The organism is Bradyrhizobium sp. AZCC 1693, from assembly GCF_036924745.1.
Classification (GTDB): domain Bacteria; phylum Pseudomonadota; class Alphaproteobacteria; order Rhizobiales; family Xanthobacteraceae; genus Bradyrhizobium.
In genome coordinates, this window is record NZ_JAZHSD010000001.1 from 5,923,404 (window position 1) to 5,935,856 (window position 12,453).

The 12,453-nt window shown below is 63.1% G+C and carries 15 protein-coding genes; 10 read left to right on the plus strand and 5 right to left on the minus strand.

The window, feature by feature from the left end; translation table 11 throughout:
- Positions 1-66: 66 nt before the first annotated feature.
- The 4 genes from V1293_RS28030 (at position 67) to V1293_RS28045 (ending at position 4,228) form a co-directional block, all read left to right on the plus strand.
- Positions 67-678 carry an urease accessory protein UreE gene (locus tag V1293_RS28030; protein WP_334516941.1) on the plus strand — a complete coding sequence of 204 codons (612 nt, stop codon included), beginning with the start codon at positions 67-69 and terminating at the stop codon, positions 676-678.
- Positions 659-1,396, plus strand: a complete 738-nt coding sequence (locus V1293_RS28035; protein WP_334516943.1) for an urease accessory protein UreF — start codon at positions 659-661, stop codon at positions 1,394-1,396. Before V1293_RS28030 ends, V1293_RS28035 begins: the two co-directional genes overlap by 20 nt.
- A 173-nt stretch (positions 1,397-1,569) precedes the next feature.
- Positions 1,570-2,208 (plus strand): urease accessory protein UreG, encoded by a 639-nt coding sequence (ureG, locus tag V1293_RS28040; RefSeq protein ID WP_334513992.1) that lies wholly within the window; start codon positions 1,570-1,572, stop codon positions 2,206-2,208.
- Between the two features lie 361 nt (positions 2,209-2,569).
- Positions 2,570-4,228: a CHASE domain-containing protein gene (locus V1293_RS28045; protein ID WP_334513994.1), complete on the plus strand. Its 1,659-nt coding sequence runs from the start codon at positions 2,570-2,572 to the stop codon at positions 4,226-4,228.
- Positions 4,229-4,332: 104 nt separating this feature from the next.
- Here the strand turns inward: V1293_RS28045 and V1293_RS28050 are convergent, their stop codons facing one another.
- A complete protein-coding gene (locus tag V1293_RS28050) occupies positions 4,333-4,881 on the minus strand; it encodes a sigma-70 family RNA polymerase sigma factor (protein WP_108514290.1) in 549 nt (182 codons plus the stop codon).
- On the minus strand, positions 4,881-5,078 hold the full coding sequence (locus V1293_RS28055) for a NepR family anti-sigma factor (protein WP_057838541.1): 198 nt from the start codon (positions 5,076-5,078) through the stop codon (positions 4,881-4,883). The genes V1293_RS28050 and V1293_RS28055 overlap by 1 nt, the downstream gene beginning before the upstream one ends.
- 305 nt (positions 5,079-5,383) lie before the next feature.
- Here V1293_RS28055 and V1293_RS28060 point away from each other — a divergent pair, with 305 nt between their 5' ends.
- Positions 5,384-6,190 carry a response regulator gene (locus V1293_RS28060; protein ID WP_334513996.1) on the plus strand — a complete coding sequence of 269 codons (807 nt, stop codon included), beginning with the start codon at positions 5,384-5,386 and terminating at the stop codon, positions 6,188-6,190.
- Here V1293_RS28060 and V1293_RS28065 read toward each other — a convergent pair.
- Positions 6,187-6,438, minus strand: coding sequence for a hypothetical protein (locus tag V1293_RS28065; RefSeq protein ID WP_334513998.1), 252 nt, complete (start codon positions 6,436-6,438; stop codon positions 6,187-6,189). The two genes, V1293_RS28060 and V1293_RS28065, sit on opposite strands and share 4 nt — an antisense overlap.
- 217 nt (positions 6,439-6,655) lie before the next feature.
- Here V1293_RS28065 and V1293_RS28070 point away from each other — a divergent pair, with 217 nt between their 5' ends.
- Together V1293_RS28070 and V1293_RS28075 are read left to right on the plus strand one after the other, a co-directional pair.
- A complete protein-coding gene (locus tag V1293_RS28070; RefSeq protein WP_334516945.1) occupies positions 6,656-7,276 on the plus strand; it encodes a LabA-like NYN domain-containing protein in 621 nt (206 codons plus the stop codon).
- A gap of 292 nt (positions 7,277-7,568) precedes the next feature.
- On the plus strand, positions 7,569-8,450 hold the full coding sequence (locus V1293_RS28075; protein ID WP_334514000.1) for a DMT family transporter: 882 nt from the start codon (positions 7,569-7,571) through the stop codon (positions 8,448-8,450).
- Positions 8,451-8,476: 26 nt separating this feature from the next.
- Here the strand turns inward: V1293_RS28075 and V1293_RS28080 are convergent, their stop codons facing one another.
- Positions 8,477-9,196: a TonB family protein gene (locus V1293_RS28080; protein WP_334514002.1), complete on the minus strand. Its 720-nt coding sequence runs from the start codon at positions 9,194-9,196 to the stop codon at positions 8,477-8,479.
- Between V1293_RS28080 and V1293_RS28085 the strand changes: the two genes are divergently transcribed.
- A complete protein-coding gene (locus V1293_RS28085) occupies positions 9,189-10,406 on the plus strand; it encodes an MFS transporter (RefSeq protein ID WP_334514005.1) in 1,218 nt (405 codons plus the stop codon). The two genes, V1293_RS28080 and V1293_RS28085, sit on opposite strands and share 8 nt — an antisense overlap.
- A gap of 46 nt (positions 10,407-10,452) precedes the next feature.
- Here the strand turns inward: V1293_RS28085 and V1293_RS28090 are convergent, their stop codons facing one another.
- Positions 10,453-11,289 (minus strand): N-acyl homoserine lactonase family protein, encoded by an 837-nt coding sequence (locus tag V1293_RS28090; RefSeq protein ID WP_334516947.1) that lies wholly within the window; start codon positions 11,287-11,289, stop codon positions 10,453-10,455.
- A gap of 241 nt (positions 11,290-11,530) precedes the next feature.
- Here V1293_RS28090 and V1293_RS28095 point away from each other — a divergent pair, with 241 nt between their 5' ends.
- Positions 11,531-11,770 carry a hypothetical protein gene (locus V1293_RS28095; protein WP_334514007.1) on the plus strand — a complete coding sequence of 80 codons (240 nt, stop codon included), beginning with the start codon at positions 11,531-11,533 and terminating at the stop codon, positions 11,768-11,770.
- Between the two features lie 4 nt (positions 11,771-11,774).
- Positions 11,775-12,386, plus strand: a complete 612-nt coding sequence (locus V1293_RS28100) for a 2-hydroxychromene-2-carboxylate isomerase (RefSeq protein WP_334514009.1) — start codon at positions 11,775-11,777, stop codon at positions 12,384-12,386.
- The last annotated feature ends 67 nt before the right edge of the window (positions 12,387-12,453 follow it).

A 12,453-nucleotide genomic window follows, 5' to 3' on the forward strand; every position in this document is an offset into this window, starting at 1 on the left:
AAAGCGTTTTCAAGCGAAGTGGGAACCGGTTCGCGTGAAGAAAACGCGTCAAAATATAGGGCTCTTATGATCCGCGCGACGCAAGTCCTCGGCCAGCACCGCTGGACGCAATCGGCAGCCGATACCGTCGTGCTCGATTTCGATGATCGTCATCGGCGGCGGATGGCGATGACGGGCACGCGTGGGCTGGAATTCCTGCTCGATCTGGAGAACGCCGTTGCGCTGCGCGGTGGCGACGCGCTGGTGCTGGAAGACGGAAGGCTGATCGAGGTGGTCGCGGCCGCCGAGCCGCTGGTCGAGATCAGGGGCGCCGATCCGCTGCATCTGGTCCGGGTCGCTTGGCATCTCGGCAACCGCCATCTGCCGACCCAGATCATGCCGAAAGGCCTGCGTATCCGCAGGGATCACGTCATCGAGGCGATGGTGAAAGGTCTGGGCGCGCGCATCATCGAGATCGAGGCGCCGTTCGATCCTGAGGGCGGGGCGTACGCGCAGGCGGCGCATGATCATGCCGCGCATGATCATGGCCATCATCATCACGGCGGTCACGATCATCACAGTGATCACGATCACCACGGTGATGACCATCATCATGACCACCACCACCATCACCACGACGAACATTGCGACCACGATCATCACCACCACGATCACTCCCATGCTCATGACCACAAGTGAGCCCGCGCCGAGCGAGGCGGGCAGCGGAATGAATGCGGATGAGGCGGCGGCGCTGTACCGGATGATGACCTGGCTGTCGCCATCCTTTCCGGTCGGCGCCTTCTCCTATTCCAGCGGCATCGAATGGGCGGTGGAGGCGGGCGACATCACGGGTGCCGCGTCGCTGCGCGACTGGCTGGCCGCGATGCTCGGCGATGGCTCGGGCTTCTGCGACGCTGTGTTCCTGGCGCAGGCGCATCGCGCCGCATCGGCGCGGGACGAGATCGCCTTGTGCGAGATTGCCGAACTCGCGGCCGCGTTCGTGCCCTCGCGCGAGCGCCAGCTCGAGACCTCGACGCAGGGCCGCGCCTTCATCGAGATCGCACGCTCGGCCTGGGCCTGCGACGGGCTCGACGGCATGATCGCCGCTTGCGGCGGGGCTATGGTTTATCCCGTCGCGGTCGGAATCGTCAGCGCGGCGCACGCCGTTCCGCTGGCGCCGGCGATGCACGCTTTCCTGCATGCCGTGGTGTCGAACTGGATTTCCGCCGGCGCCCGGCTGGTGCCGCTCGGGCAAACCGACAGCCAGCGCATTCTCGCAAGCCTCGAAGCCGAAGTCGCCGCCACCGCCAGCCGCGCGCTCACGGCTTCGCTCGACGATCTCGGAAGCGTCACCTTCCGCGCCGATCTCGCCAGCCTGCGCCACGAAACGCAGTATACGCGGCTGTTCCGGTCATGATGGGACACGCCCTCACGTCGTCCCTGCGAACGCAGGGACCCATAACCACCGGCTTCGGTTGTTACAAACGGCGTCGACAGTTCTGCCTTATTGATAGATCACGGTATGGGTCCCTGCGCCCGTGCGCAATTGCGCACTAGGCAGGGACGACGAAAACAGAGAGAGCTGCGCAAATGTCTAATTCTCACGGCCCGCTCCGGATCGGCATCGGCGGTCCCGTCGGCTCCGGCAAGACCGCGCTGATGGACTTGCTCTGCAAGTCGATGCGCGAGCGCTACGACATCGCCGCGATCACCAACGACATCTACACCAAATGGGATGCGGAGTTTCTGGTGCGCTCGGGCTCGCTGACGCCCGATCGCATCGCCGGCGTCGAGACCGGCGGCTGCCCGCACACCGCGATCCGCGAGGACGCCTCGATGAATCTCGCCGCCGTTGCCGACATGCGCGCGAAATTTCCCGATCTCGACCTGGTGCTGATCGAATCCGGCGGCGACAATCTCGCCGCGACGTTTTCGCCTGAACTCGCCGATCTCACGATTTACGTGATCGACGTCGCCGCCGGCGACAAGATCCCCTCCAAGGGCGGGCCGGGCATCACCCGCTCGGACCTGCTCGTGATCAACAAGATCGACCTCGCGCCGCATGTCGGGGCGTCGCTCGAGAAGATGGAGACCGACGCCAAGCGGATGCGGGGTGAGCGGCCGTTCGTGATGACCAACCTGAAGAAGAGCGAGGGGCTCGATCGCATCATCGGCTTCATCGAAACCAAGGGCGGCCTGCGCCCGGCCGCCAAGGCCAAGGCCGGGTAGGCCAGGATAAAGGCAAACGGCCGAGCCAGGCGGATAAGCGGCCGGACAAGCCGTCAGGCGAGCGGTCGGGCTGGGCGGTGCGTTAACATTAATATTCGCTCGGCCCCGTAGCCCTCGGATTTGCTCGCCCTCGCTGGAACCAAATCGGCACTGTCAGATTATCAACCTCTGGCCCCGCCAAATCAGCGTTAACGGCGGCCGTGTTGTTTACCTCGCTGCCAACCTGTCAGTTGCGTGCTGATGAACGCTCCGTCATATTCGCTGCGGTTGGCCTTCGCGCTATTGCCATGTGTCTCTGCCCCGGCAGACCCAAAGATGCTTCCGATACGTCTTCGCCAACACGTCATTCCCGAGTAAACGAGTGGTTCGGCTGGGCTTCATTATCGGCTTCATCGCACTGATCGGAATTCTGCTCTCCGGTCTCGCGGCCTATCGCGTCCACGACCAGGAACTGGCGATCGACGGCATCGCGCTTTCGCGCGCGATCGATGTCCATGCCAGCCTGGTGCAGGACCGGTTGACCGAGCGCGAGTTGCTCGCACGCGTTGCATCCGGATTGTTTCGCGCGCCGTCGGCGGTGAAGGCCAATATGCTGCAGCCGCTACGGTCGGCGATCTATGCCTTCAAGACCGATTTCGTGATCGCGAATTGGATCGCGCGACTCAAGCCCGGCGATCTGGTCGTGGCGCAGGCGGAGCTGAAGAGCGCCGGCTTCACCAATCCGACGATCCGCGATTTTGACGACAAGCCGCTCGACATCAAGGCGATCGACAAGCCGCTCGACGTCCTGATGGACCTCGAACCGCGCAGCGCGGATACGCTGGGCTTTCCGGGCCGCGCCTACGACCGGCATTCGGTGATCGGGCCGATGCTGGCGAAGGCGGCGGAGACCGGCAAGCCGGTGGCGTCGGACCCTATACCGCTGCTGCGGAAGAACGGGCCGATCGGCATCGTGCTGGCCTCCGCCATTCTGAAGGAAGGCAGCGCGGAGCCGGCCGGCTTCGTTACCTTTTCCTACGAACTGGCGCCGCTGATGCTGACCAACGACGACCGCTCGCTGTTTTCGGTGGTGCTGAAGGACCCCGATGACGCCAGCGACGAATATGTCGCCAACGACCAGGGCGTCATCACCTTGCGGGAGGTGAGGCAGGGCGATCCGTTGCCGTCGGTGGTCCGGACGGTGACGTTCGGCGGCCGCGACTGGTCGCTCGGCTACTACGCCAAGAACAACGCCGTACAGCGCGCGCAGCAGACGGCGATCATCGTGGCGGCCATCGGCTTCGCGCTCACCGGCATCGTCTGCGGCCTGTTCGGCTATGTCGCCTACAATAATCTGCGGCTCAGCCGCGAGATCCAGGTCCGCATCGGTTTCGAGCGGCGGTTGACCGCCGTCATCGACGAGCTCAACCACCGGGTCAAGAACATCCTCGCCGTGATCCAGTCGATCGTGACGCGCACGCTGCGCCACGGCTCCGACATGGATGTGTCGCGCGAGCTTCTGATCGGCCGCATCCATGCGATGTCGAACGTGGTGACGCTGCTCAGCGAAAGCCAGTGGCAGGGCGTCAAGCTCCGCGGGTTGTTCGAGTCGCGCGCGATCCCCCATGCCGACCGCATCGTGGTCAACGGTCCGGATATCGCCGTCAGCGCGCGCGCCGCGCAATCGCTCTCGCTGTTGTTCTTCGAACTGGCGTCGCATTCCGACGAGGGTCTGTCGCTGGTCGGCAAGCACCCGCACATCGTCGCCAACTGGGAAATCTCGGGCGAGGAGCCGGACACGGTCTTTCATTTCCGCTGGGAAGAGTTCAACACCAGCGCGGCGACCCGGCGCGAAGATTCGGATTTCGGCCTCATCCTGCTCGACCGCGTCGCGCCCGAAGCGCTCGGCGGCACCGCGAAGCGCTACTTCACCGACGTCAGCTACGTCTACGAACTCACCGCGCCGATGGTCACCGTCGTCGACATGACCGAGCGCGACCGCACCGAGCAGATTTCCGCACCGGTGCGGCCGGTGAGGTAGCACACACTCTTTCCACAACACATAAATCGTGGGGCGGGCAAACGGCGACGAAACAAAAAAGGCGGCCACGCGGGCCGCCTTTTCGTGTCATTGCGATAGCGTCATCAGCCGCCGTTGCCGCCGATCACGGCGCGCACGGTCTCGTCCGGTCCGAAATCCTCGGCGCCATCGACATAGAGCAGCGCGGAGAGTTTCGAGCGGGCGCGGTTGACGCGGCTCTTGATAGTGCCGACCGCGCAGCCGCAGATGGCGGCGGCGTCCTCATAGGAGAAGCCGGAGGCGCCGACCAGGATCAACGCTTCGCGCTGGTCCTGCGGCAGCTTGTCGAGCGCGGTGCGAAACTCCTCGAATTCCAGATGCGCGTTCTGCGCCGGCTGGGTCTTCAGGGTTTTCGCGTAATTGCCCTCGGCGTCCTCCACCTCGCGCCGCCGCTTCCGGTAGTCCGAGCGGAAAAGGTTGCGCAAGATGGTGAACAGCCAAGCCGGCAGGTTCGAGCCGGGCTGGAACGAGTCAATGTTGGCAATGGCGCGTAGCAACGTCTCCTGAACCAGGTCGTCCGCACGATCACCATTGCCTGAGAGCGAGATCGCGAACGCGCGCAGGCTGGGTACCGACGCCAAAATGTCGTCGCGAAGAGAGTCTGTGAGAGGCATTAGTCCCTCCCGTCATTTTTTGCTGTTTCGTCGATCTGGGCCGCCGCCGCTTCCGGCCCATCGAGCTTCCGGATCAGCTCTGCAAAGCGATCCGGCACACCTTGTCGGACCACGTCGTCATACATGGCGCGGAGCTGGTGCCCGATCCTGGATTGAATCTCGGCGTTAAGCCCGCCCTGCTTCTTTACTTCCTTCATGGTCTGATCCACGCTTCCCCGAGAGTTAAGTCTCTGTGGTTTCAAGAGGTTACCTCGAAATTGGGCCTAGCCGCCGCGTTAAAGGACAAGGGCTAATGCGAATATGTGCGGAAGGTTCCGAAATCCTGGAACTTTTTCTGGAACTTTTTTGTCCCCTGCGAGTAGTCGGGGGGTGACAGGGGAACCGGGTTCCCCCCGCCGAACCTAAATTTGACGTCCGAGGCGGCGCCTCTGGTTACGTCCGCCCGGCTGAGACCCTAAATAGTACGGCCAAGGATACGGCCCAAGATAAGGATGGAATGGGGATGTCCCGATCACAGCTTGTTGCTGAACATCTGCCGCTGTTGCGGCGCTATGCCCGTGCGCTGACCGGAAACCAGGCCTCGGGCGATGCCTATGTGGCCGCCATGCTGGAGGCCCTGTTGCAGGACGGCTCGCTGCTGGACGAACGGCATGGCCCGCGCGCCGGGCTGTTCAAGCTGTTCACCCAGATCTGGAACTCGGTCTCGCTCAACGACAACCCTGATGTCGCGACGCTGGCGCTGCCGCCGGAGCGCAGGCTGTCGAACATCACGCCGCTGCCGCGGCAGGCGTTCCTGCTGCTCTCCCTCGAAGGCTTCTCCGAGGAGGAGGTGGCGTTCATTCTCAACACCGACATCGCCGAGACCCGGCAGTTGACGGATACCGCCGGCCGCGAGATGGCGGCGGAAATCGCCACCGATGTGCTGATCATCGAGGACGAGACCTTCATCGCGATGGACCTCGAGAGCCTCGTGAAGAACCTCGGCCACAACGTGATCGGCGTCGCCCGCACCCATGCCGATGCGGTGGCTCTTGCCAAGAACAAGAAGCCCGGCCTGATCCTCGCCGACATCCAGCTCGCCGACGGCTCGTCGGGCCTGGATGCGGTCAACGAGTTGCTGCGCGTGTTCGAGGTGCCGGTGGTGTTCATCACCGCTTACCCCGAACGCTTCCTGACCGGCGAGCGCCCCGAGCCGGCGTTCCTGATCTCGAAGCCGTTCCAGCCCGCGATGGTCTCCGCGGTCGCGAGCCAGGCGCTGTTCTTCCAGCGCAACTCGCGCAACCGCTCCCCGCGGGCCGCCACCGGCTAGCTAAAGGCGTCGTAGCGTAAAGTTGCAATGATCCGGCGCGCCCCACTGCGCGCCGGATTTTTCTTGTCGTGTCGCAGGCGGCAGGCGGCAGGGAACCAGTAAATGACGTGGGGTAGGAACGGATGAGTCCTCCGTTCCTTGAAGGGCCGCCCGTTTGCCAATACGCTGCCCATGCCCGGTTCCGCCACGGCAACAGCCGGGCTCATAAACCTTCGTATAGTCGGTTCATCCGTTTCGATGTCGGCCATTTACCTCGGTACAATTGAGCATGGCGCCCAGAGATCCTAACGTCGGCACGTCGAGGCAGGATGTCCGTTCTCGCATTGCCTGCGCATCGTCGATCTTTCCTCCCGGTCGTCGGCGCCGCCTGCCTCGTCACCTCGGTCAATTTCGGCGCCCATCGGCCTGCGGGCAAAGCCTGTGTGGATGCTCGGCCCCGCGTATTTTGAATGAGAGGTCATTGTGATGTCACCATCTGCCAGAACGGCTCTCTTCATCGATGGCGCCAATTTGTACGCGACCGCCAGAGCGCTCGGTTTCGACATCGACTACAGGCGCCTGCTCAGGGAATTCCAGGACCGCGGCACGCTATTGCGGGCCTTCTATTACACCGCGATTGTCGAGGATCAGGAATATACATCCATCCGTCCCCTGGTCGATTGGCTCGACTATAACGGCTACACCGTCGTCACCAAGCCCACCAAGGAATTCGTCGACGCCGGCGGCCGCCGCAAGGTGAAGGGCAGCATGAGCATCGAGCTTGCCGTCAATGCGATGGAGCTCGCCGATCGTATCGACGCAATGGTTCTGTTCTCGGGTGATGGAGATTTTCGCCCGCTGCTGAAGGCAATGCAGCGCCGCGGCGTGCACGTTACCGTGGTCTCCACATTGGCCACCCAGCCGGCGATGGTGGCTGACGAATTGCGGCGTCAGGCCGACGTTTTCCTTGATCTTGCGGAATTGAAGCCGAAGCTCGGGCGCGATCCGGCCGAGCGGCCGGCACAACGCGAGATTCGCCAGCAACCGTTGCAATTTTCGTCGCGCGCAACGGTCAATGGAAATGAGCTCGCGAAGCAGAATTCCTGACGGCGTGCGCGCGCCATGTGAACCAGATCACCTCCGGCTTGCGACGCCGGCGGTATCATCTCTCCTGATTCGACCGCCGATCCCGAAGACTTCGCAACTCCGGGACTGGCGATTGCGAACGACACCCTGTTCGCGGCCAGGTCCTCCCCCTGGCTCGGGCCACCAGCTCGGTTTGAAAGCTGGTCGGACTTATCCGGCGTGCTCCATCAGCGCGCCGGATTTTTTTTCGCGCAAAAGAGCCTTGCGCGAGCTGACCATGGAGCTACCGGTTCCAAGCTGCTAGGCAAGCAGCATGGATGCGGCGCGGCGCGGCAAATGGATCGGATTTCTCTGTCTTGGCGTCACGGCCTTCGGGTGGGCGCTGAACTGGCCGCTGATGAAGCTGCTGCTGCAACAGTGGCCGCCGCTGTTCGCCCGGGGGCTCGCTGGCGTCGCCGCCGCGCTCATTCTGTTTGGAATCGCGAAGGCGAGGGGGCAACCGCTTGAAGTCCCGCGCGAGGCGGTGCCGCGGCTGCTGTTCGCGTCTTTCACCAACGTCTTTGCCTGGATGGGATTTTCGACGGTGGCGATGAAGTTCGTACCCGTCGGCGAAGGCGCGCTGATCGTCTACACCATGCCGATCTGGGCTACGCTGCTGGCATGGCCACTGGCCGGCATCCGGCCGAAGCTGGTGGATATCGCAGCCCTTGTCTTCGGCGTCGGCGGCATCGCCGTGCTGCTGGGCGGCGATGGATTTTCCTTCGACAGCGGACGGATCATCGGGATCGCGTTGCTGTTTTCCGCGGCGATCCTGTTTGCGATCGGCAACATCCTCAACCGCGTGGCCTTGCCGATGCCGCCGCTGGTCGTGGTCGCCTGGCAGGTCGGTCTCGGCTGCCTTGTGATGCTGGTCCTCGGCGTTGCGTTCGAGCAGCCGAACTATGGCGCGCTCACAGCGCAGGGCTTCGCTTGCTTCATCTACATGACGCTGGTGCCGATGGGCCTCTGCTATCTCACCTGGTTCGAGACCCTGCACCGCCTGCCGCCGTCATCGGCCTCGACCGGCATGCTGCTGGTCCCCCTGATCGGCGTGATCTCGGCGGCCCTGATTCTGGGCGAGCCGCTCGGCCTGCGCGAAGTGGTGGCGATGGTGCTCACGCTCGGAGGGGTGACGCTTGCGCTGCGGAAGGCGTGATGGGCGGATTGGCGCGCTGACGCGGCTCAACAGCCGCGGCAGATGGTGTCCACTTTAGCCTTCAGCTTGGCCTCCCCCTGCTCCCAGGACGAGGGCTGGTTCGCGAAAATATTGGGCCGGTTCGCAAAAATAAATGCGATTGCAAATCTCAGATCATCTTCTTTCAGGTTCGGCGGAGGTATCGGAAAGGGCTGGGCACGTTCGACGATCGCCAGGCTTTCTTCGTCGAGCGCGCGATTGCCCGTACTTTCCACCAGCCAGTGAGAAACCAGTCCGGCGTTTCGGTCCAGGACGAAGCCGACCTTGGCGGTGCCGCGCTGGTCCAATGCTGCCCGTGGAAAACGCTTGCCGTTCTCCAACTGGGCAGAGATCTGTTTGCTCCATTCCTCGACGGTGCCGGACTGCGCATTACCAGCCATAGCGATAGCGATGAGCAGTGCAATAAGGCTGATCCGGCGCAACATAGAGAACCTTCGATTTCCAACGCGCCGGATCATATTCGCGTTCCGGTTGATTGCAAGGCAGGTTGATCGCTCGACCTCCATTCCCTGCGCATAACTCGGCGGCGTAACGCTGGCCTCGCAGAAGGCGTGATGGGCGGATTGCTTGTTGAACTGCTCTCCACGCCCGCATAGGCTCGCCGCTAGCAACAACAAAAGAAACGGGAACGTCCCTTCGCCGATGCAGTCTGCCGCGCGGCCTTTCCCCCACCGCCGGGGCCTGATCATCGTTGCGACATTGGCCACCGCCTATGTCGCCAGCCATTTTTTCCGCGCCTCCAACGTCACCATCGGTCTCGACCTGATGCGCGATCTCGCCATCGGGCCGGAAGCGCTGGGGGCGCTGACCGGCGCGTTCTTCTTCGGTTTCGCCGCGATGCAGATTCCCTGCGGCTTCTTCTTCGATCGGTTCGGGCCGCGCTACACCGTGGTTGGCATGCTCGTCGTCGCGAGCCTCGGCGGCGCCACGTTCACGCTGGCGCCGAGCTGGCCGATGCTGTTGACCGGCCGGGCGCTGATGGGCGCCGGCTGCGGCGTGATGCTGATCGGCAGCATGGTGGTGATCTCGCGCTGGTTTCCGCCGGACCGCTTTTCCACGCTGACAGCCATGGTGCTGTCCATCGGCCTGCTCGGCAATCTCGCCGCCACCACGCCGCTCGCCTGGGCATCGCAGGCGGTCGGCTGGAGGGCGGTGTTCGGCGCCGTCGTCGTATTCACCGCACTGGCGACGATTGCGATCTGGCTGGTGGTGCGCGACGCGCCATCCGGTCATCCCTTCCTGAGCCGCAAGGTGGAACCATCAGGCGAGATGCTCAACGGCCTGATCGAGGTGCTGCGCAACCCGCGCCTGAAGCCGATCCTCGCGCTGAATTTCTGCAACTACGCCTGCACTTTCACCGTACAGGGCTTGTGGGGCGGCGCATTCCTGCGCGAGGTGCATGGCCTAAGCCCGATCGCGGCCGGCAATGTCCTGCTCTTCGCCGTGATCGCCTACCAGGCCGGCATGCTCACCTTCGGCCCGCTCGACCGCCGGCTCGACACCCGCAAGGGTATAGCGATCGGCGGCACGCTGGTGATCGTTTGCCTGCTGGCGATCCTGGCGCTGTTTTCCCACCCGCCAGTCTGGCTGCCGATAGCCGTCATCATCGCCATAGGGTGCTTCTCTGCCTCCAGCACCATGGTGATGACCCACGGCCGCGGCATCTTCCCGGATCGCCTGATCGGGCGCGGCATCTCGACCATGAACACGTCAGTGATGCTCGGCGTCGCCTGCATGCAGACGCTGTCCGGCATCATCATCGGCGCGTTCGAACCGCTCGCGAACGGCGCCCGCACCGAAGAGGCTTATCGCGCGCTGTTCGGGACGCTGACGCTGGTGCTGATTGTCGCGGTCACGATTTACAGTCGGTCGCAGGATGTGAAGCCGAGTGATGAAATGCGGGCGGTGAAGCGATAGCGGCCTGCCGACCCTGAAAAAGCTGGGCGCGACCGGCATTACCGCCTCACTCATAAAAGTCCGGCGCCATCTTCAGGCTGTCGCGTTGCATTTTGTCATGGTTGATCCAAAGCTGCGCGTTTTCCTTGGCGAGAATGTCAGCTATCCGCTGCAGTGATGCCGAGGTCTGCTCCTTGTTGAAATTGATGTCAGGCACGCGGCGGTTTTCCCAATTATCCCTGAAATGGACGGCGTCGCCCGAGAGCAGGACTGCGCCGGTGTTGGGCAGTTTGATCAATAGCGATTGATGGCCGGGCGTGTGCCCGGGGGTCGCGATGAGCATCACGCTGCCGTCGCTGAAGACGTCATGATCCCCCTCCAGCTTGTTGACCGCGGATGGTCCGGCTTGAAGGGCCCGGGCGAAGGGCGAAGGCCACTCGTATTCCGCCTTTTGCACCAACAACGTTGATTGCGGAAACATGCTGATATTGCCGACGTGGTCGGGGTGGGTGTGTGAGACGGCGACGTATTTGATATCCGAGGACTTGACGCCAAGCTGCTCGAACTGGTTCGCGAGCGTCTTCGGGCGTTTCCAATGGGTGGCGCGCGCATCCGTCGGCTTCTGGCCATCGGGCATGGCGGCAATCGCGTCGGTCACGCCGGTGTCCCACAGCAGCCAGCCCTGGCTGTGTTTGATCAGGTAGCAGTTGTCCACGAACTCCATGGACTTCCCGACGTTGACGCCGGGCGACCAGCGGGAAATATCGCCAGCAACGCCTTCGCCGCAATTGAGGATGTAGAGCCGCTCCACGCCGGGCTTGGCTTGAGCGTAGCTCGCTTCGTTGGAAAACAGGGTTGCCGAAGCAAGACTGAACGCCACGGCGATGGCTGATATTCTGGTCATGGGCGAAATCCCTTGGACCAATATTCCCCGGATCAACTCTGGAACGGCGGCAGATGGTAACAGACCGAGAACCGCATGTCTGCTTAGGCCACAACCCGACCGGGGCGCTCGTAACCGTGATGTCCGTTTGACGGACATCGTCAGCTTGGAGCCAAGCCCGCTCTAATTCCCGGTTGCAGTGCACGATTGCCATTCCGCCCCAGCGGGAGGATGTTTCAAGATAGGCACAAGGGAGAGCGGCATGAGCAAGGCAGTTCCCGACAATCACCGCAACCAGGATGGCGACATCTGCCACAAGCACGGCGCTACACCCATCGGCACATTGCGCAAGATTTACGGGCAAGGTTTTGCCGCCGGTTATCCCCCAACCGACAGGCTGAGCGAGGCTTTGCCTTACCTGAACGAGACATCGCTGAGTCAGCTTCGCCGCGACTACAAGACCGGTCATCTGGATCACAAGATCACCAACGCCTCGGGCTGAAAGCGTGCCGGTCACCATCGACTACTACCTGTCGCTCAACTCGCCGTGGACCTATCTCGGCAGCGCGCCGTTCGCCGAGATTGCGGAGCGCAATGGCGCGATCGTCAACATCAAGCCCTGCAAGTTCGGTCCGATCTTTGAGCAGACCGGCGGGCTGCCGCTGCCGAAGCGCTCGCCGCAGCGGCGCGCCTATCGGATGATGGAGTTAAAGCGCTGGCGCGAGGTGCGGAACGCTCCCATCCATCTCGAGCCGAAGCATTTCCCGTGCGACGACGCCGCGGCGGTCCGCCTGGTGATCGCGGCCAAGCTGCAGGGCAAGAATGCCCACAGGCTGTCGCTGGAACTCGGGCGTGCGCTGTGGGAACGCGAGGAAACGCTCGCCGATCCCACCACGATCGCGCTGGCGGCCGAGCGCGCCGGTCTCGACGCTGCGGAGCTGCGCGCAAGCGGGCCTTCAGACGCCGAACTCGACGCGCTGTACGAGAAGTTTACGCAGGAGGCGCTGAGCGCGGGCGTCTTCGGTGCGCCGAGCTACGTGCTGCCTTCGGGCGAGATCTTCTGGGGCCAGGACCGGCTGGACCTGCTGGAACGCGCTTTGAAAAAGCTGGCATCTTGAGAAGCTGACTTCATAGCGTTTTCGAACGGAGTGGAACCGGTTCGCGTGAAGAAAACGAATCAAAAAA